Annotated in this window: 15 protein-coding genes and 3 tRNA genes; 9 read left to right on the top strand and 9 right to left on the bottom strand. The window is 56.4% G+C overall.

Features of this window, described 5'->3' with window-relative positions; all coding sequences use genetic code 11:
• Positions 1-9: 9 nt before the first annotated feature.
• On the bottom strand, positions 10-660 hold the full coding sequence (locus WFM49_RS08370; RefSeq protein ID WP_022983510.1) for a site-2 protease family protein: 651 nt from the start codon (positions 658-660) through the stop codon (positions 10-12).
• A gap of 159 nt (positions 661-819) precedes the next feature.
• A complete protein-coding gene (locus tag WFM49_RS08365; RefSeq protein WP_009457902.1) occupies positions 820-1446 on the bottom strand; it encodes an L-threonylcarbamoyladenylate synthase in 627 nt (208 codons plus the stop codon).
• A 195-nt stretch (positions 1447-1641) separates the two neighbouring features.
• Between WFM49_RS08365 and WFM49_RS08360 the strand changes: the two genes are divergently transcribed.
• The 4 genes from WFM49_RS08360 to paaX all read left to right on the top strand — a co-directional run bounded on the left by WFM49_RS08360 (position 1642) and on the right by paaX (position 4905).
• Positions 1642-1717, top strand: a tRNA-His gene (locus tag WFM49_RS08360).
• A 364-nt stretch (positions 1718-2081) separates the two neighbouring features.
• Positions 2082-2318: a hypothetical protein gene (locus WFM49_RS08355; RefSeq protein WP_254499656.1), complete on the top strand. Its 237-nt coding sequence runs from the start codon at positions 2082-2084 to the stop codon at positions 2316-2318.
• Positions 2319-2322: 4 nt separating this feature from the next.
• On the top strand, positions 2323-3792 hold the full coding sequence (locus tag WFM49_RS08350) for a phospholipase D-like domain-containing protein (protein ID WP_250756807.1): 1470 nt from the start codon (positions 2323-2325) through the stop codon (positions 3790-3792).
• A 159-nt stretch (positions 3793-3951) separates the two neighbouring features.
• On the top strand, positions 3952-4905 hold the full coding sequence (gene paaX / locus WFM49_RS08345) for a phenylacetic acid degradation operon negative regulatory protein PaaX (protein WP_250756806.1): 954 nt from the start codon (positions 3952-3954) through the stop codon (positions 4903-4905).
• A 196-nt stretch (positions 4906-5101) separates the two neighbouring features.
• Here paaX and WFM49_RS08340 read toward each other — a convergent pair whose 3' ends face one another.
• The 3 genes from WFM49_RS08340 to WFM49_RS08330 all read right to left on the bottom strand — a co-directional run bounded on the left by WFM49_RS08340 (position 5102) and on the right by WFM49_RS08330 (position 7417).
• Positions 5102-6820, bottom strand: coding sequence for a cation acetate symporter (locus tag WFM49_RS08340; RefSeq protein WP_250756805.1), 1719 nt, complete (start codon positions 6818-6820; stop codon positions 5102-5104).
• The gene (locus WFM49_RS08335) at positions 6817-7125 is read right to left on the bottom strand and encodes a DUF485 domain-containing protein (protein WP_026485267.1); all 309 of its coding nucleotides are present in this window, start codon (positions 7123-7125) and stop codon (positions 6817-6819) included. The genes WFM49_RS08340 and WFM49_RS08335 overlap by 4 nt, the downstream gene beginning before the upstream one ends.
• A gap of 215 nt (positions 7126-7340) precedes the next feature.
• Positions 7341-7417: transfer RNA gene (locus tag WFM49_RS08330), tRNA-Arg, on the bottom strand.
• Between the two features lie 269 nt (positions 7418-7686).
• Between WFM49_RS08330 and WFM49_RS08325 the strand changes: the two genes are divergently transcribed.
• Positions 7687-8991 (top strand): phospholipase A, encoded by a 1305-nt coding sequence (locus WFM49_RS08325; protein WP_336972786.1) that lies wholly within the window; start codon positions 7687-7689, stop codon positions 8989-8991.
• A gap of 3 nt (positions 8992-8994) precedes the next feature.
• Here WFM49_RS08325 and WFM49_RS08320 read toward each other — a convergent pair whose 3' ends face one another.
• Positions 8995-9948: a LysR family transcriptional regulator gene (locus tag WFM49_RS08320; RefSeq protein WP_336972928.1), complete on the bottom strand. Its 954-nt coding sequence runs from the start codon at positions 9946-9948 to the stop codon at positions 8995-8997.
• A gap of 127 nt (positions 9949-10075) precedes the next feature.
• On the opposite strand from WFM49_RS08320, the gene WFM49_RS08315 reads away from it, so the two are divergent.
• The 4 genes from WFM49_RS08315 (at position 10076) to WFM49_RS08300 (ending at position 16279) form a co-directional block, all read left to right on the top strand.
• Positions 10076-13633 carry an indolepyruvate ferredoxin oxidoreductase family protein gene (locus WFM49_RS08315; RefSeq protein ID WP_336972783.1) on the top strand — a complete coding sequence of 1186 codons (3558 nt, stop codon included), beginning with the start codon at positions 10076-10078 and terminating at the stop codon, positions 13631-13633.
• A gap of 240 nt (positions 13634-13873) precedes the next feature.
• Positions 13874-15763, top strand: coding sequence for an LTA synthase family protein (locus WFM49_RS08310; RefSeq protein ID WP_336972781.1), 1890 nt, complete (start codon positions 13874-13876; stop codon positions 15761-15763).
• Between the two features lie 59 nt (positions 15764-15822).
• A tRNA-Pro gene (locus WFM49_RS08305) sits at positions 15823-15899 on the top strand.
• Between the two features lie 119 nt (positions 15900-16018).
• Positions 16019-16279 (top strand): hypothetical protein, encoded by a 261-nt coding sequence (locus tag WFM49_RS08300; protein WP_088450937.1) that lies wholly within the window; start codon positions 16019-16021, stop codon positions 16277-16279.
• 34 nt (positions 16280-16313) lie between these two features.
• Here WFM49_RS08300 and WFM49_RS08295 read toward each other — a convergent pair whose 3' ends face one another.
• The 3 genes from WFM49_RS08295 to WFM49_RS08285 are packed head-to-tail and all read right to left on the bottom strand — an operon-like array spanning position 16314 to position 18869.
• The gene (locus tag WFM49_RS08295) at positions 16314-16808 is read right to left on the bottom strand and encodes a DUF421 domain-containing protein (protein WP_009457931.1); all 495 of its coding nucleotides are present in this window, start codon (positions 16806-16808) and stop codon (positions 16314-16316) included.
• A gap of 19 nt (positions 16809-16827) precedes the next feature.
• The gene (locus WFM49_RS08290) at positions 16828-17244 is read right to left on the bottom strand and encodes a c-type cytochrome (RefSeq protein ID WP_026485261.1); all 417 of its coding nucleotides are present in this window, start codon (positions 17242-17244) and stop codon (positions 16828-16830) included.
• 2 nt (positions 17245-17246) lie between these two features.
• On the bottom strand, positions 17247-18869 hold the full coding sequence (locus tag WFM49_RS08285) for a flavin monoamine oxidase family protein (RefSeq protein WP_009457935.1): 1623 nt from the start codon (positions 18867-18869) through the stop codon (positions 17247-17249).
• Between the last annotated feature and the right edge of the window lie 209 nt (positions 18870-19078).

Here is a 19078-nt window from a genome sequence, read left to right as displayed (position 1 = left end):
GCCGTTAAATCATAAGAACCATTTCAATATGCCTTCGCCCAGCGCAATCAAGGGACTCATCAGGGTCCACAGTACGCCGGTAAACATCAGCAGGATCAAAATGACCATGCCATAAGGCTCGATACGAGAATAATGATAGGCCAAACGATTAGGCAATAGACTAAATACAATGCGCCCGCCATCCAAAGGCGGCAAAGGCAGCAGATTCAGTGCCATCAGAACCAGGTTGACCTGCACACCGGCCACCGCCATGCCCATCCAGAAGCGGCTGTCACCCTGCCCGATCTTGACCATCAAATGGGCATACAGAACCCACAAGATAGCCATCAGCATATTGGAGGCCGGTCCGGCCAGAGCAACCCAGAGCATGTCGCGCTTGGGATTGCGCAGGCGGCCCCAATCCACAGGGACGGGTTTGGCCCAGCCAAACAGAATGCCGCCCATGCCCATCATGGCGCTGGACAGCAACAGCACCGCCGGCACCACAATCGTGCCGATAGGGTCGATATGACGCAGTGGGTTCAGGCTGATACGACCGGCCAGCATGGCCGTCGGGTCGCCAAACATGCGGGCGACGTAGCCGTGGGCAGCTTCATGCAGCGTAATACCGAAAATGACTGGCAAAGCATAGACCGTCAAGGTCTGTATAAAAGAGTCCATGGTGATCCTTGGTCCAGGCCGGGGACTTATCCCCTACTTTCTCAAGACGATAAGTCGCCTGTCATCAGCCTGTCTGATTGGGACAGCGAGTGCTGCCCCAAGGTTCAGAATTGAAACACGGATAGGCACCTGGACGCGAGTTTTGTGCAAGCCCGCAGATCAGGACAGGCCCAAAGTGGCAGGATCACCCGAGCCACGACGCAACACCTCCGGCGTAGGACCGGTCAGATCGATCACGGTAGTGGCCTGCAAGGGGCAAGGTCCACCATCGACAACCGCCGCCAACTGATGGGCATAACGGTCCAGAATTTCCTGGGCGTCGTTCAAGGGTTCGTCTTCGCCTTCAGGAATCAGCGTGGTGGAAATCAAGGGGCTGCCGACTTCTTCCATCAGGGCCAGGGCCACTTTCTGGTCGGGCACCCGAATACCAATGGTTTTGCGCGAAGGGTGCGACACGCGGCGCGGCACTTCCTTGGTAGCTTCCAAAATGAACGTCCACGGGCCAGGGGTGGCCATCTTCAACAAGCGATACTGCGGGTTATCCACTTTGGCAAAGTGGCTGATCTCGGCCAGATCACGACACAGCAAGGTCAGATGATGACGATCATCCAAGCCACGCAAACGACGCAGGTTGTCAGCGGCGGACTTGTCATCCAGGCGAGCGACAACGGCATAACTGGAATCGGTAGGAATGGCGAGCAGCCCTCCTTTAGCCAATAGTTCGGCTGCTTGAGCCAATGCGCGGGGTTGAGGATTTTCGGGATGAACGACGAATAATTGAGACATTTCGCGCTTCCTTGCTATTACGAGGGGAAATCATTAAACCTGAGTCACGCTCCAACCGGCAAGACCGAAGCAAGACTCAGGGTCGAAGTATTCTTGCACGAGTGTTGCACTATTTGAAAAAAGCATGCTAGAATACATTTTTTACTTCACAGCCCACCTTGATGTAGGCCAGAAGCAAAAAAGCAGTAAACAGTGGTGACCGTAGCTCAGTTGGTAGAGTCCCGGATTGTGATTCCGGTTGTCGTGGGTTCGAGCCCCATCGGTCACCCCAGAAATTTACCGCTTCCAAAGTTTTGTAGATCTCCTTAAATGGTGGCAAGACCAGGAACTGGAAAAAACATACTTGAAAGCCCGCCACGCAGCGGGCTTTTTTGCGTTTGTTCATCGTAACAAGTTTGCCGCCTTCGCACACCCCACGCAAGTTCAGGCTGGACAATAAACTGTGTTTGATTGTGAACCCCAGGCCAGTCCTGGCTTTCGCCTGCGACCCAGCCCTTCGAGTTGGCAGGCCCGCACAGCAAAAGCCCCTCCCCATCAAACACCCGACATTTCAGCCCGCCTCCTCTGTAATGGAAACTGGCACAAAACCACGCTTTCTTATACTCTAATCTGTCCCATTTTCTGGAAGTTTGCTGATGACACTCGGTTTCCCCTGCTGGGATCAGGCACCCGTCAATTGGGACTGGCTTGCACAGGATGAAGATGGCCAATGGTTCTGGTATGGCGTCCAGCCCTCGCCTGGCATAGGCGGTGGCGTATGGCGCTCTCCCTCCCGCCTGCAGCAGTTTGCCGCCCGCGGCGAACCGAACCCGTCCTGGATGCACAGCCTCTACCAACGCCCGGACCTGCCTGACAAGAAACGTAGCACCTGAACCCATGCAAGAGCATCTGATACACCTGCGCTCCCTGCTGCACGATTACTGGCCGCATCTAGCCTTGGCGCTCAGCGTGATACTGGGCGCTTCAGCGGCCATTCATGCCGCCATGACAAAAAATGATGTCCGCGCCGCCATCAGCTGGGTGGGCGTCATCATCATGTCGCCCCTATTGGGACCGTTTCTGTATTTGATCGCGGGGATCAACCGCGTACGCAGACAAAGCCTTCTGGAGCAAAGTGCAGACGTGTTCTATGAACAGGTCACCTATCTGCACCCTCCCGTCTCGGACATTGGTGCCCTGGTCGGCGCCCCATTTCGCTCTTTGCAAATTCTGGGGGACCGCGTCAGCCGCAGCCAACTACGCAATGGCAATAATGTGCGCGTTCTGGTCGGCGGCGATCAGGCTTATCCCGCCATGCTGGAAGCCATTGATCAGGCCCACAGCACCATTGCCTTGCAAAGCTACATCTTCGATAGCGACCGTCTGGGACGCGAATTTGTCAGCGCCCTGTCGCGCGCCCATCAACGTGGAGTGCAGATTCGCGTACTGGTCGACGCTATTGGCGCTAAATATTCGCGTACGCCCATTGTGCGATTGCTGCGCCGCGAAGGCATACGCTGCGCCCTGTTCATGACCAACCCCCTGGGCTTTCTGCGCATGCCCTACGCCAATCTGCGCAGTCACCGCAAATTGCTGATTGTGGATGGCACGGTAGGTTTTACCGGCGGCATGAATCTGCGTGAGTCCTTTATGGCGCAGTACAGCGACGGCAAGCCCTCTCAAGACACCCATTTCCGCCTGGAAGGCCCGGCAGTCATGCAATTGCTGGCTTCTTTCCGCCACGACTGGCAGTTCACGACTCGCGAAGATCTATCGCCCGCTTACTGGCATGCCAGTTCCTCGCCCGCCCCCAGACCTCACGTTCCGGCTCGCTGCATTGCTTCGGGCCCGGATCGTTTCATGGCCAGTACCCACCATATGCTGCAAGGGGCGTTTGCCATTGCCCAGCGCCATATCCGTATTCAGTCTCCCTACTTTCTACCCGATCAGATCCTGTTGGGTGCCTTGAACACCGCCGCCCGACGCGGCATTCAAGTGGATATCGTCATCCCCGGGCAAAACAATCTGCGCCTGGTCAATTACGCCATGACAGCCCAACTGGATCAGGTGCTGCGCGCAGGCTGCCGGGTCTGGCGCGCCAGCGGCCCCTTCAACCACTCCAAGCTCATGACGATTGACGGAGTCTGGTCTTATATTGGTTCGTCCAATCTGGACCCGCGCAGCTTGCGGTTGAACTTCGAGCTGGACGTAGAAATCTACAGCCGCGACACGGCCCGCCAAATCCAGAACCTGATTGATCTGGAAATTGAGGACGCCCAAGCCGTCAGCCTGGAGTCCTTAAGTTCAATCGGCTTTGGCAAGCGCTTGCGCAACCGCCTGATCTGGCTGGCCAGCCCCTATCTGTAATATGTGCACACCTGAAACTGCTGCAAGCTTCAAGAAAGCCCCTGGCTTGCACAATCTTTCAATCCGCTTGCGCACCCACCCTTTATAATCAAGCGCTTAAACGGTCTACACAGACAGGCGTGCCGTTCCAAAACAGACTTGAGCGCCATTAAAAAAACAATGTCCGAGCTTCCTTATTCCGACCTGGCCCAATGGGCCGCCCACCATCTGGAAAACCGCCCTCCCCGAGCCAAGTCCCTGGTCATGACCTTGTTTGGCGACGTGATTCGCCCACATGGCGGCAAACTTTGGCTAGGCAGTTTGATTCAGTTGCTGGCCCCCTTCGGGATCAGCGACCGACTGGTGCGCACCAGCGTGTACAGGCTGGCCGAGGAGGGCTGGCTGAGCGCGCAGCGCGAAGGGCGACGTAGCCAGTACACCTTGCGTCCCGAAGCCAGCCAGCGCTTCGAACACGCGTATCAACGCATCTACACCCCAACCTATCTGGCCTGGGACGGGCAATGGACGCTGATCTTCAGCATGCCCAGCTTGATGATGAACTCCAAGCAACGGGCAGACCTGCGCAAGGAACTGCTGTGGGAGGGCTTTTGCGCCTTGTCACCCACGGCTTTCCTGCACCCCAACCCGGATCACACGATTCTGGATTACATCCTGCAGGCGACACAGGCGCAGTCGCAGGTGTATGTGGGCAAGCTGGAACCTTCCCAACTGCCGCAAACCCGCCCTCTGTCCCAACTGATTCAGGACAGTTGGGATCTGGCTCAGGTGGCCAGCGGCTACGGTCAGTTCATCCAGCGCTTTGCGCCCGCTCTGGCCATGCTGGATGCAGGCCACGACTATAACGACGAGCTGGCCTTTGTGATTCGCACCCTGCTGATTCACGAATTCCGCCGTATTCAGCTGCATGACCCGCAACTGCCCATTGAGCTACTGCCAGCAGGCTGGGCAGGGAAACAGGCTTATGAGCTGTGCCGGGATGTGTATCGTCAGGTCTGCGGCAAGGCCGAGCGCTATATTCTGTCCACCTTGCGGGCCGAGGATGAACAGGCACCAGAGGCCGCCGCCTACTTCTATGAGCGTTTTGACGGCCTGCCCGTCCCGTCCGAGACTTAGGCCTGAAGCTGAATCCCTGAATAGAGAGACTGACTGCTGTGTGCTTGATATCCGCAACACACGACCAGCAGTACTGACAGCAATAGCGGCATGGGCAAATAAAAAACCCGGTGTGATCTGAATCACACCGGTTTTTTTTGCACCCTTAACAATCAGGCTCAGGCACGGGCAAACAAGCCCGGCCTGTCAGAGCAGATTAGTGCGCAGACGCTGCCTCTGCACCCACACCTGTCTCGGAGCGTACAGACTGAGCCTCGAAACCAGCACGGTCGATCTCGGCACGTGGGCTACGGTCAGTGATCGAGAAGAACCAGATCGCCACGAAAGCCAAAGGCATGGAGAACAAGGCTGCCGACGCGTAAGGGAATGGCGAAGAACCGGCTGGATTGCCCAGCGTAGCTTCCCACACCGAAGGCGAGAGCAAAGTCAGCAGCAAAGCAACGATCAAGCCCAGGAAACCACCAATCGTGGCACCACGTGTCGTGCAGCCTTTCCACAGAATGGACAGGAACAGGACCGGGAAGTTAGCCGAGGCAGCAATCGCGAAGGCCAGAGACACCATGAAGGCGATGTTCTGCTTCTCGAAAATAATACCCAGCAACACGGCAACCACACCCAGGATCAAGGTGGTAGTGCGCGATACACGCATGACTTCCTCGTTCGTGGCTTCGCCCTTCTTGATCAGCGTGGAGTACAGGTCGTGCGACACGGCGGATGTACCGGAGAGCGTCAAACCAGCTACCACAGCCAGAATCGTGGCAAACGCCACTGCCGACATGAAGCCCAGGAACACGTCGCCACCAACAGCATCAGCCAAGTGCACAGCGGCCATATTGGAACCGCCAATCAGATCGCCGCCAACGTCCAGGAAGCGGGGATTGGTGGACACCAGCACGATAGCGCCGAAACCGATAATGAAGGTCAGGATGTAGAAGTAACCGATCCAGGTGGTTGCCCAGAACACGGATTTACGTGCTTCTTTTGCATCAGGCACGGTAAAGAAACGCATCAGGATGTGTGGCAGACCAGCAGTACCAAACATCAGAGCCATACCGAAGGAAATCGCGCTGATAGGGTCCTTGATGAAGTTGCCGGGGCCCATGATGGCTTGACCAATTGTGGAGGCCTGGACAGCATCTTTACCGGCTGCAATAGCGGCATCTGTCTTGACCTGCACTGCCGCAGCGAACAGTTTTTCTGGCGAAAAACCATACTGTGCCAGCACCATGATGGCCATGAAGGAAGCACCGAACAGCAGCAGACCAGCCTTGATGATCTGCACCCAGGTGGTGGCTGTCATGCCGCCAAACAGCACGTAGACCATCATCAACACGCCCACCAGCACCACAGCCACCCAGTACTCCAGACCAAACAGCAGCTTGATCAACTGACCGGCGCCTACCATCTGTGCGATCAGATAGAACAGAACCACAACCAGCGTGCCCGAGGCGGCGAAGGCGCGGATAGGACCTTGGCGGAAGCGGTAAGCGGCTACGTCAGCAAAGGTGAATTTGCCCAGGTTACGCAGCTTTTCTGCCAGCAGGAATGTAATGATGGGCCAGCCGACCAGAAAGCCAATGGAGTAGATCAGGCCATCGTAGCCGTTGATCATCACCGCCGCCGAAATACCCAAAAAGGAAGCCGCAGACATATAGTCACCGGCAATGGCCAGGCCGTTTTGAAAGCCCGTAATACCGCCACCTGCCGTGTAAAAGTCAGAGACCGACTTGGTGCGGGCAGCCGCCCATTTGGTAATCCACAAGGTCGCCACCACAAAGACCGCAAACATGCCGATGGCGGTCCAGTTGGTCGGCTGCTTTTGCAGCTCGCCCAGGTCGCCGCCAGCCGCCAGCAAGGCGGGGCTGGCCAGCATCAGGCCCAGAGCCAGGCCGGAACGAAGATAGGAATGCTTCATTTACGCACCTCCTCAAGGACTTCCTTGGCCATCTGGTCAAACTTGGTATTGGCGCGCCAGACATAAATGCCTGTAATGACAACAGCTAACACAATGACTCCAAAACCAATAGGAATACCCAGGGTCATGACGCCATCACCCAAGCGCTCTGCAAACAATTCCTTGTCGAAAGCAATAATGCCGATGTAACTGTAGTAAGCCACCAGCATGACGATGGTGAGTATCCAACCAAGCCGCAACCGGGTCTTGACCAGATTCTGATAGCGAGGATTGGCCGTAATCCGACCTACAAGGGGGTCTTGCATAGTTTGTCTCCGCATTGTTCTGAACGCCTTATTTTGCTGGCGTATCTTATTGAACCGGCCCAGCCCGAAAAGGCTGAAAACGGCGCTATGAAGACGCCTGCCGACGTCTATGCGGTGAACATTAGAGCCCGACACTTACACCATACTTACTAAATGCATCGGCTCAGGGTAATGCCTAGGAGCAGAAAAGCACGCAAGAAAAAGGGGAGTAAGGTTGGCGCGGGTGGAGGGGTTCGAACCCCCGGCCCCAGGCTTAGAAGGCCTGTGCTCTATCCAACTGAGCTACACCCGCCAGGTGATGGTGGCATCGTCAAAACTGTCAGGCGATGCAAGGTCCGAGATAACGGTCCGTAAGGAATAAGGACCGAATTCAAGGCCCATTTTTTGTAAAAAAACAGACCTGAAAAGGACAATCGAATATTCTAGCCTGAAAATCTGTTTTAGATAAGCAGCACTCTGGTCAGAGTGTCAATACTGTAAGAAAAATAATTATAGGTAGTATTTTTAGTCGCAAATGGTACAGTCGTGTACGGATTAACCCGTTTTCCTGGACTTTTCTCCATGCCGACCAAAAAGAAACTAAGCAAGCACTCTTTAATACTATCGGCCCCCTTTCTTATCTTGAGCGCAATCCTGAATACCGCACAGGCAGGTATCAGCTATCAATTGCGCCAAGTACAGGCCAGTTCTGGTGAAACCGTCGATATTGACGCTATCGTCTACAACGACACAGGCAGCTTGATGAGCTGGACCGCCCCGCAAAACCTGGTTTTGCAGTGGCGCGACAATAACGGCAACGTCATCCGCAGCCTGGCCGAGCTAGTCAGCCCGCGGCCCCGAGCATCCATCCCCATCAACAACTTCACCGCCTACAGTTGGCGAGCTGTGGTCCCCAATGGTTTGACCGGCTTGCAAGCCGTCAATATTGAAGGCGAGCGTGTGATGTTGGCGCTGGACACCAATCCGGAAGGTCAAAGCCCGATTACCTCGCAACCGGCAAACGCCGCCGTGGTGAACGCAGGTGCTGGCCATGACCCACGTGTCATTGACCCTGCCCTGCCCTATGCCCAGGCCGTCGCGGCCGGCGCACAACGCGAAGGGCCAGCCATCAATAACGGACAAGGCCTGAAACCCGCGAACTCCAGTTTCGAGAACTTCAGCAACGCGATTTCGGCTCACGACCCGACCTACTTTATTGTCGGCAATAAAGGCGGCACCAATGCCCGCTTCCAGCTGAGCTTCAAGTACCGCCTGCATTCGCCGGATGATCCTAGCAATCCGAAGTTCTACGATCACTTCTACATTGGCTATACGCAAACAGCCCTGTGGGATCTGCATGCCGAATCCAAGCCTTTTGTAGACACCACCTACCGCCCCAGCTTCTTCTGGCGTAAGGACTCCATCTGGGAATCCGAGCAGAAACGTCTGTTCATGGGTCTGGCCACCGGCTACGAACACGCTTCTAACGGCAAGGCCGGTGATGACTCGCGCTCCATGAACGAGGTCTTCATCCAGCCCGAATTCAATTACCGCTTTGATCACGGTGCCACACTGACGTTTGCCCCACGCATAAAACACTATGTATTTATGGGCGAAAACGACGATTGGGCACATTACCGAGGTCGCGTCGACTGGAAGCTACGCTACGCCCAGGACAACGGGCTGGTACTGTCCGGCATGTACAACAAGGGCGCTGGCAGCCGCAATACACATGAACTGTCTATTGCCTGGCCGCTGAACCGCACACCGTTGAACATGAACGGCTACCTCTACGCCCAGTACTTCTCGGGTTACGCGGAAACCATGTTGAGTTACCGCGAGCGCAGCTCCTCACAGTTCCGTATCGGTCTGGCCCTGGTGCCCTAAGCCTTATAGCAGTCCCCCGCCGCGTCGGCTACCCATGCCGGCGCGGGCCATATCATGATCACAGGCCTGGATCAGGAAACGCTGGAACAAGGCCACCAATCCTTCCGGCTCACGTCCTTTGGGCCACAACAAACCCACCTCCACAGACTCCACCGTATCGTTGATGCCGATCGCGTGGATACGCTTGCCTTCCAGAGACCAGGGCCGGTAAACCATATCTGACAAGATCGTCACCCCAAAGCCATAAGCCACCAAACCGCGCACCGCCTCCAGGGAGCGGGTCCGCATAGCGACACGCTCCGGAAAGCCGGGGCTGCCCCAATGTCGCATGGCCGCCGTATCGGCATCGTCCACCGTCAGAAAGATGTAGGGATAGTTGTTGACCTGCTCCAGGGACACACTGGACTCATTGGCCAGGGCATGTTGATCCGACACCCATAAGCGCCGGCGGGAACTGCTCAGGCGATGGTGCCCGAACATGGCCAAATCGGTGATATTCGACAAAATAGCAACACCCAGATCGATACGCTCGCCCTCCAGTGCGGCCTCCATTTCGGGGCGCTCCATATCCACCAGCTCGATGTCGATATTCGGATAGCTGTGCTTGAAACGACTGATCAGATCAGGCAAGAAGTAGCCTAGAACCGTATAGCCCGCGGCTACCCGAATCTGCCCTTCGATATTTTGTCGCCGCAAATCTGCATGGTTCAGCGCATCGCTGACGGCATCAATCACGTGATGGGCGTGGTGAAAGAACGCCTGTCCCTGTGGCGTTAACTCCACACCATGGGGCAAACGCTCAAACAAGGCCACATTCAGCTGGCGCTCCAGACTTTGCACCGCATTACTGATAGCCGACTGGGAGACATTCTCCGCCTGGGCCGCCGCCGAGAACTGCCCGCTGACCGCCGCAGCGATGAAATATCGAAACTGCCTCAGAGTCACTTCGTGCTTCATAGCCATCCGTTTTTCAGATATCAGGTACACGTAAATTTGATTTTACGATAACAAAAAGCTGCCCTAGACTAAAGAACAAACGACAACAACTTGCACGAAAACCATCCTTCTTGCAGGAGACAAACTCATGAATGCCCCACTCAACAAACCTTACAAGGCCATGTTGGAATCCGTGTCCCTGGATGACAAATACACTGTCACCAAGGGCCGCGCCTATATGAGCGGCACCCAAGCCCTGGTGCGCTTGCCCATGCTGCAGAAAGAACGGGACCGGCGCGCCGGTCTGAATACAGCAGGCTTCATCTCTGGCTACCGGGGCTCCCCATTAGGGAGCGTAGACCAGGCTCTGTGGCAAGCCAGCAAACATCTGAAAGAACACGACATCGTGTTCAAACCCGGTCTGAACGAAGATCTGGCCGCTACCGCCGTCTGGGGTAGCCAGCAAACCAATCTGTACCCCAGTGCACGTTTCGACGGCACCTTTGCCATGTGGTACGGCAAGGGCCCTGGCGTGGACCGTTCCATGGACGTGTTCAAGCATGCCAACTCGGCTGGTAGCGCCCGACACGGCGGTGTGCTGGTACTGGCAGGCGATGACCACGGTGCCAAATCCTCCACTGTTGCCCACCAGTCCGATCACGTTTTCGCCGCCGCCGGTATTCCCGTGCTCTACCCGGCCAACGTGCAGGAATACCTGGACTTTGGCCAGCACGGCTGGGCCATGAGCCGTTTCTCCGGCCTGTGGGTAGCCTTGAAATGCGTCACCGAAGTAGTGGAGTCAAACGCCTCAGTTGATCTGGACCCGGACAGCCTGAACATTGTCCTGCCCGAGATCGAGGACATGCCCGCCGATGGTCTGAACATCCGCTGGCCAGACCCGCCACTGGCACAAGAAGCCCGCATGATGAACCACAAGTGGTACGCCGCTCTGGCTTATGTGCGCGCCAACAAATTGAACCGCGTCGAGATTGATTCGCCCGAAGCCCGCTTTGGCATCATGACGGCGGGTAAAGCCTATCTGGATACCCGTCAGGCACTGGCCGATCTGGGCCTGTCCGACGAGCTATGCGCCGAGCTAGGTATCCGACTATTTAAAGTGGGCTGTATTTGGCCCCTGGACGGGCAAGACGCCCGCCAGTTCGCAACCGGCCTGTCCGAAATTCTGGTGGTGGAAGAAAAACGCCAGATTCTGGAATATGCACTTAAAGAAGAGCTGTACAACTGGCGCGATGACGTACGTCCCAAGGTCTACGGCAAGTTTGACGAGACCGAACACGGTGGCGGCGAATGGTCCAGCTTGCGCTCGCCCTGGCTACTCCCTCCTCAAGGTGAACTGTCTCCTGCGATTATTGCGCGCGCCATTGCCCGCCGTCTGTGCACCATGGACATTTCCGAGGAGCTGCAAGCCCGCATCCAGGCCCGTCTGGCCATTCTGGATGCCAAGGACCGCGAAGCCCGTATGCCGCGCGTCAGCGTAGAGCGCAAGCCCTGGTTCTGTTCGGGCTGTCCGCACAATACCTCCACTCGCGTGCCCGAAGGCTCGCGCGCCATGGCCGGGATTGGCTGCCACTACATGACGGTCTGGATGGATCGCAGCACCTCCACTTTCAGTCATATGGGCGGCGAAGGCGTCGCCTGGATTGGCCAACAACCCTTTACCGATGAAAAACACGTCTTCGCCAACCTGGGCGATGGCACGTATTTCCATTCGGGAATTTTGGCAATCCGAGCCTCGATCGCAGCCAACTCCAATATCACCTACAAGATTCTGTATAACGATGCCGTTGCCATGACAGGCGGCCAGCCCGTAGACGGGATCTTGAAAGTCACCGACGTCATTGCCCAAGTCCATGCCGAGGGCGCTCGCAAGATTGTGGTGGTCACCGACGAGCCCGAGAAATTCAAGGGCGTGACCCTGGCTGGCAACCCGCCTGTGTATCACCGTGATGAGCTGGACCGCGTACAGCGCGAGCTGCGCGAAGTGCCCGGCACCACCATCCTGGTGTATGACCAGACCTGCGCCACGGAAAAACGCCGTCGCCGCAAGAAAGGGACTTATCCCGACCCCGCCCTGCGCGCCTTTATCAATGACACGGTCTGTGAAGGCTGCGGGGACTGCTCGGTCAAATCCAACTGCTTGTCCGTTGAGCCTCTAGACACCCCCATGGGTTCCAAACGCCGCATCAACCAGTCCTCCTGTAATAAGGACTTCTCCTGCGTTAACGGTTTCTGCCCCAGCTTTGTCACGCTGAAAGGGGCGCAAGTACGCAAGCCGGAAGCTCAGGGCCGTTCGCTGGAGTCCTTCAATCTGGCCGATCTGCCTTTACCCAAACTGCCGGATCTGGACAAGACCTACGGTATTTTGATCGCCGGTATTGGCGGCACAGGTGTCGTGACGGTAGGCGGCCTGCTGGGTATGGCTGCTCATATCGAGCAAAAAGGGGTCAGCGTTCTGGATATGGCCGGTCTGGCCCAGAAAGGTGGTGCGGTGCTGAGCCACGTGCAAATTGCACGCCAGCCCGATCTGCTTCACGCCACCCGCGTGCCTACCGGCGAGGCCTCCTTGCTGATTGGCAGTGATGCCCTGGTCAGCGCCTCCACGGATGTATTGAGCCGTGTCAGCCGCGATCGCACCCACACCATTATCAACACCGCAGCCAGCCCGACTTCGGACCTGATCGGCAATGCGCACTGGAGATTCCCGCTGCAAACGGCCTGCACGGATATTGAAAATGCCGTAGGCAAGGAAATCCGCTATCTGGACGCCAATGCCCTGGCCGTACACGTTATGGGTGATGCGCTCTATGCCAACCCCATCTTGCTGGGCTATGCCTTCCAGCGCGGCTGGATTCCGCTGCATATGGACAGCTTGCTGCGCGCTATCGAACTGAACGGCGTCGCTGTCAAAGCCAACCGTGAAGCCTTCCAGTGGGGGCGTCTGGCGGCTGAAAAAGGTATCGAAGCCTTGATGGAAGGTGCAACACCCAAAGCCCGCGAAGTCACTTTCCCTGAAAGCGTGCAGTCCCTGATCAAGCGTATGGAAGAACACCTGACTGCCTATCAGAATCCGGCCTGGGCCAAGCGCTACCGCGACGCCATCAACAAGGTCATGGAACGCGAATCGCGCCTGAATCAGGACAAGGCTCTACCCCTGACTCGCATCGCCGCCACGCAACTGGCCAAGCTGATGAGCTACAAGGACGAGTACGAAGTGGCCCGCCTGTACACCGACCCGGCCTTCCTGGACAAGCTGCGTGCCCAGTTTGCGGGTGAGCCTGGCAAGGACTACCAGATTGAATACCATCTGGCCCCGCCCTTGCTCGGTCGCAAGAACAGCCAGGGTCAGCCAGTCAAGAGCAAGTTTGGCCCTTCGACCCGAAGCTTGTTCAAGATTCTGGCCCGTCTGCGTGGTTTGCGCGGTGGTGCGCTGGATATCTTTGGCTACACCCAGGAACGCCGTCAGGAACGTCAGAACATTGAAGACTATCTGGCCGACCTGAATGAAGTCAGTGCCCACCTGGATGCGGACAATATGGAAGTGGCCCAGCGCTGGTTGAACTACCCGGATCTGATCCGTGGCTACGGCCATGTCAAAGATGCGGGCCACGTCAAAGCCTACGCCCAGCGTGAACAACAACGCAGCCAGTTCCGTTCTCGTACCGAGCCCAGCCAACGCGTTGCCTGAACCTATCGCCAGCCCTGGGAACACAGGGCTGGCTCCCCTTAACTCCTCCTTAGCGGCAGGCTGTCTTTCAAAGCGGCCTGCTTTTTTTCGTCTTTAAACCTTGAACCGGCATGCGGCCACACTTCCCCGACAAGCCCAAGCGTTCAGCAAGATAGTTTGCTCATTAAACTGACATACAATCGTGCAATTCGATGCCAGTGCCACCGTCCGTGGCAATTAGGTCGACCAGGACCACATTTTATGCGCCATCTTGTTTACGTTTTTGTTCCTTCAGCCCTGATTTTGCTGACCGCTTTCAGGCTGGCTTTTGCCTTGTGGCAATGGCCGCGTGTACGTCAGGCCGGAGGTCTGCTGCCCATCCTGATTGGCGGCTTGCGTATCGACGCCCTGATGATCGCCGCGCTCAGCGCCCCCGTGGTCTTGCTGGCCCCCTGGCTAGGACACTATCACGTCATGACGACGATAGCCGCCATCTGGTTTACCTTCGCCTGGTTCCTGCTGACCTTGCTGGAAGTTTCCACGCCCCAATTCATCATTGAATACGACACCCGCCCCAATCGGCTGTATGTGGATTATCTGAAGCACCCTCAAGAAGTAGTGGGCATGCTCTGGAAAGGCTACAAGCTGATGATAGGCCTCGCCCTGATTGGTCTGGGGCTGATTGTGTACTCGGGCTGGTCTGTTTTTGGTCATGTGTCTGCCGACCCCGTGATGAGCTGGTGGCTGCGTCCTATCTGGATGCTGATTGCTGCGGCCCTGTGCGTCCTGGCAATTCGGGGCACCTTGGCCCACCGCCCCATCAATCCTTCTTCGGTCGCCTGGAGCAGCGACAGCATGCTCAACACGCTGCCCTTGAACTCGCTGTATAACGTGGCCTACGCCATCTACAGCATGAAAAACGAGCGCTCGGCCGAGGATATTTACGGTGGCCTGGACGTCGCAGAAATGAACCAGATCGTGCGCGATGCGGCTGCCTTGCCGGCTGGCCCTGACACACTACCCACCCTGCATCGTCAGACGCCCGTGCAAAAACGTGAGCGCAAACCCAATCTGGTCCTGATCGTGGAGGAGAGCCTGGGGGCGCAATATGTCAGCAATCTGGGCGGGGCCAATCTAACCCCCGAACTGGACAAACTGGCCCAAACGGGCTGGAACTTTCGCCGCGCCTACGCTACCGGCACGCGTTCGGTACGGGGTCTGGAAGCGGTTTCTGCCGGTTTCCCCCCAACCGTGGCAGACGCTGTACTGCGCCTGCCCGGCTCGCAAACCCGCTTTTTCACCCTGGCCCAATTGCTCAAGGAACAAGGCTACCGCTCACGCTTTATCTATGGCGGCGAAGCCCACTTTGACAATATGAAGAGCTTTTTCCTGGGCAATGGCTTTGATGAGCTGCATGAGCAATCCAGCTTTGAGTCCCCCGAGTTCGTCGGCACCTGGGGCGCCAGCGACGAGGACATGTTCAACAAGCTGCACCAGTTGCTAAGCCAGGACAAGGAGCAACCCACCCTGACGCTGGCGTTCTCCGTCAGCAACCACTCGCCTTGGGAATACCCGGCTGGCCGTATTCAGGTGGAAGGCGATCCCGCCACGGTAGAGAACACGGTACGTTACGCCGACTGGGCCATTGGGGACTTCTTCAAGAAAGCGCGTGAATCCGACTATTGGGACAACACAGTATTCTTGATCGTGGCCGACCATGACTCGCGCGTGGGCGGTGCCAATCTGGTGCCTGTGCGTCACTTCCATATTCCTGCCCTGATTCTGGGCGCAGGCGTTCCCAGCCGTCAGGACGAACGCATCATGAGCCAGATTGACCTGGCTCCCACCCTGCTATCTCTGATGGGCATTGAAAGCGAGCACCCCATGATCGGGCGCGACCTGACCCAGCAGGACAGCGACCGGGCCATGATGCAGTACTTCGAGAACTATGGCTATTTGAAAGGCGACATCCTGACCGTGCTGATGCCACACCTGCCGCCTTGTCAGTATCGCTATACCGCGCCGGACAAGTACGAGCCGCTGGAACAGATAGACGAAGGGCTGGCCAAGGAAGCCCTTGCCCACGTGCTCTGGCCTAGCTGGGCGTATCACGAACAGGCTTACACCCTGCCCCACCTGCAAAAACGCTAAAACCGAGGGTTCAGGGCTTGACGAAGTCCTGAATTTGTTCTACTATACTTGTCTTTAGTCGGGGCGTAGCGCAGCCTGGTAGCGCATCTGGTTTGGGACCAGAGGGTCGCGAGTTCGAATCCCGCCGCCCCGACCATTAAAGAATTAAAGGCTTAGTTCATTGCACAGTGAACTAAGCCTTTTTTTTTGCCTGCTCCCAGGGCATCGCCTTATTTGCGTTATGCTCTGACGACCTACCCTGATCAGGAATCGGAAATGAGCAATTCAAAAATTCTAGGTCTGAGCAGCCTGGCCTTACTGCTGTGCCTCCTGACCGTCCCTACCCTGTTTCTGCTCCTGCCAGTCTTTCTATTCCCCCTGATCGCCTGCCTGATCAGCCTCTATGTTTACAAGCGTGGCCTGCGCGGACAAACTCGCAGTCCGGCTATTCGGCTTTTTGCCTTGCTGCCCTTCCCCGTAGCGGTGTTCACCTTTATTTTCTGCATGCAATGGATTTCGCAGGGCTATCGGGCCTGAGCCTTCAGCCCTGCCTGTTCCCGACCCGTTCACACTACACGGATGTGTCCTTCAAAAAGCTGAGTTTGCCATTAGGCTCAATATAAGCCGCCGCTACCTCTTCCAGCGACTGGATTCCGGCCAAACGCATTTCACTCAGAATTTCATCGCGAGTCACAAACTCCCGACGCATATTGCGCCACTGCAATTGCCCGTCCCTGACCACACACACTTTGCGCGGAGTGGCCAGTGCATTGAGCGCCGGGAATCGGTACATCAGCCAATCGACTATGTACCCCCAGGCCACAATGGTTGCGGCCACCAGCAGACCATCCGTCAAGGAATTGCTGCCGCCTGACATCGCATTACCACTGGCATCGGCAATCAGCAAAAGAATCAACAGGTCCGCAACGCCCAGCGATCCCAGTTCACGTCGTCCTGCCAGCCGCAGCAGGACGAACAGAACAAAGTACACCACTGTGCCTCGCAGCACGGACTCCAACACAGGTATTTCCAGTGCGAAGACCGTGCTCCAATCAGGTGTCAGCATGACGACAAGCAGCCTTTGATCAGTTCAGATCAAAGTACTGGTGGTCTTTGGGACGCTGACCTGCCACGTCCTTGGCCGTAATCTTGTCACTGAACTCATTGCCCAAGTGGGAACGCACATAGTTGACTACTTCGGCTATTTGCTCGTCATTTAGAACGCCACCAAAACCGGGCATGCCCTTATTGCCCTGGTTCACCATGAACACCACATAAGCAGGCGCCCCCAGTTTCGGATTCTTGGACAGGGACGGATACATGCCCGCCCCTTGAGCGCCCTTGCCATCGATCATGTGGCAAGACGCACAGACCTGCTCATAAATTTCCTGGCCGGTTTTCTGGGTAAAGACCACCGTATCACCCCCTACCACCGCCGTATCCGCATGGCTGATGGTCAACAGTCCCGAGGCCAGAAAAACCGCTAGAGATCGCATCATCATGACTAGGCTCCTTTGGAATCGGCTTGTTGATTACCCACAATATGGCTATGCAAGCGGGAAATCGCGTTCAGGGACGACAGGATCGCACCTTCCTGCCAGGCGTTGACGTAAGAAGCGTGCTCACCCGCTAAAACCAGTCGACCATCAATCTGGCACAGGTTCTCGTAGTGCGCGGCCCGTGTCTGGTCCGTCCACATGCCATAGCAGCCCAATGTCCAGGGAACGCGGTGCCAGGCGACCGCCACCCCACTCTCGAACTCATCCTTATATTGAGGGTGGATTTGCGCACCATATTCCAGGGCCTTCTTGACCCGGTCCTCAGGACTGAGCGACGACCATTCCACGGCGCTGGGACCGAACATATACCCCCCCAGCAATACGCCTTTGCCACCGGCCATCATGCCGCCACTGGGGTAAGAGATTTGTGTGATGGGCAGGTCGGTATAACTGATGCCGCCATAGATCGCGTCATCATCTTCCCAGAAGCGCCGTTTGAACTGCAGCCCGATCTTGACCGAGGGAGCGTAGGGCACAGCGTCAATGGCAGCGTGCATTTCCTTGCTGGCATCCAGATCTATCTGGCTCAGAATCGACAAGGGAATGGTGCATACGCACCAGTCTGCTGTTTCAGTGTGCTCGCTACCCTTGCTTTGATCCTTGTAGCTAACCGTCACCTTGCCATCACTCTGCTTGATTGCAGTGACCTTGGCATTAAAGGTAAACAGGCCCTCCAGCTCCTTGCCAAAAGCAGCGCCGATCTGGTCCATCCCGCCAACCGGCTGAAACATGGTCTGCTGGAACTCGTACAGATCATGAATGCCCATATTGTGCCAAACACTGGAGCGCACAATATCGGCCAGTTTCAAAGGCTCGGAAAACTCAGGTTGAGCATTCAGACCGCCTCCCGGATCACGCTCAAAACCGCGCACCTCGGAACTGGCATGGCCTTTCACATAAGCCATGTTCTTGTCCAAGGCCCCCCAACTGCGCAAGGCTTCCAGCAGCTTTTCCTGATCTTCCTTGGACAAGGGTGCATCCAGCGACTGAGTATTAATGGCTTTGGACAAGAGCTCGGAGACCTGCCCCTGAAAATCCGCGTGGATATGGCGAAACCGCTGAGGCTTGCCACCAAAATGCTCTTTGCTATGCAAATAGGCGTTGTAGTTGTACTGGATAAACGGTTCCAGCCTGACTTTCAGCCGCTTGCAATAATCCAGCAAGGCCCGGTGATGGAAAGGAATCCGCCACGGGCCGGGGTTGATGTATTGATCCTTGTCGAACTTGACATCCTGCTTGGCACCCCCCAGCTCGGTATAGCTGTCCCCGCCGTGCAAGGACCAGTTGCGCCCCCCCACTTTTTCCCGAAACTCCAGGATTTTGACTTTGTACCCTGCATTGCGCAGCTCCAAAGCGGCCACCATGCCAGCCAGACCCGCCCCCAGGATCACCACAGAGGTCCCTGGCTTGGGCTTGCCTTCCAGACGAATCGGGCCATCGTAACTGCCCTCCGCCGCATGGCCCAGACGCATCATGGCCTGATACATGGCCGCGCCACCTGCGGCATACCCGACCATCGTCAGGAAATGTCGCCGTGTCAGTATTCCACCCTGTGAAACTTGGCTCATCGTCCTTTCTCCTTTTGGAAAAATGATGAGCAGCATTCGCCCCCAACTTCTTTGCCTGCCCCCGGTGCATGAATGCTACTCGTGTGGAAAAAAACAAAGAACACAATGCCTTATGATCAGCTTGTCACTTAACTATAAGCACCTAAAATGTTTAAGCCCAACATAAGAAACACATCTTTACAGGGCTGAAAATTAGCTGACTCCCGATA

The sequence above is a fragment of the Alcaligenes sp. PF14 genome, assembly GCF_037150615.1.
Taxonomy (GTDB): Bacteria; Pseudomonadota; Gammaproteobacteria; order Burkholderiales; family Burkholderiaceae_B; genus Alcaligenes; species Alcaligenes phenolicus.
This window is presented reverse-complemented; position numbering and strand designations above follow the sequence as displayed.

Coding starts and splice junctions, on each gene's coding strand:
- WFM49_RS08370 (WP_022983510.1), bottom strand. CDS start 660: ATGGACTCTTTTATACAGACCTTGACGGTCTATGCTTTGCCAGTCATT.
- WFM49_RS08340 (WP_250756805.1), bottom strand. CDS start 6,820: ATGAAGCATTCCTATCTTCGTTCCGGCCTGGCTCTGGGCCTGATGCTG.
- WFM49_RS08355 (WP_254499656.1), top strand. CDS start 2,082: ATGACACTCGGTTTCCCCTGCTGGGATCAGGCACCCGTCAATTGGGAC.
- WFM49_RS08295 (WP_009457931.1), bottom strand. CDS start 16,808: ATGCTGACACCTGATTGGAGCACGGTCTTCGCACTGGAAATACCTGTG.
- WFM49_RS08320 (WP_336972928.1), bottom strand. CDS start 9,948: ATGAAGCACGAAGTGACTCTGAGGCAGTTTCGATATTTCATCGCTGCG.
- paaX (WP_250756806.1), top strand. CDS start 3,952: ATGTCCGAGCTTCCTTATTCCGACCTGGCCCAATGGGCCGCCCACCAT.
- WFM49_RS08315 (WP_336972783.1), top strand. CDS start 10,076: ATGAATGCCCCACTCAACAAACCTTACAAGGCCATGTTGGAATCCGTG.
- WFM49_RS08350 (WP_250756807.1), top strand. CDS start 2,323: ATGCAAGAGCATCTGATACACCTGCGCTCCCTGCTGCACGATTACTGG.
- WFM49_RS08335 (WP_026485267.1), bottom strand. CDS start 7,125: ATGCAAGACCCCCTTGTAGGTCGGATTACGGCCAATCCTCGCTATCAG.
- WFM49_RS08290 (WP_026485261.1), bottom strand. CDS start 17,244: ATGATGATGCGATCTCTAGCGGTTTTTCTGGCCTCGGGACTGTTGACC.
- WFM49_RS08300 (WP_088450937.1), top strand. CDS start 16,019: ATGAGCAATTCAAAAATTCTAGGTCTGAGCAGCCTGGCCTTACTGCTG.
- WFM49_RS08325 (WP_336972786.1), top strand. CDS start 7,687: ATGCCGACCAAAAAGAAACTAAGCAAGCACTCTTTAATACTATCGGCC.
- WFM49_RS08285 (WP_009457935.1), bottom strand. CDS start 18,869: ATGAGCCAAGTTTCACAGGGTGGAATACTGACACGGCGACATTTCCTG.
- WFM49_RS08365 (WP_009457902.1), bottom strand. CDS start 1,446: ATGTCTCAATTATTCGTCGTTCATCCCGAAAATCCTCAACCCCGCGCA.
- WFM49_RS08310 (WP_336972781.1), top strand. CDS start 13,874: ATGCGCCATCTTGTTTACGTTTTTGTTCCTTCAGCCCTGATTTTGCTG.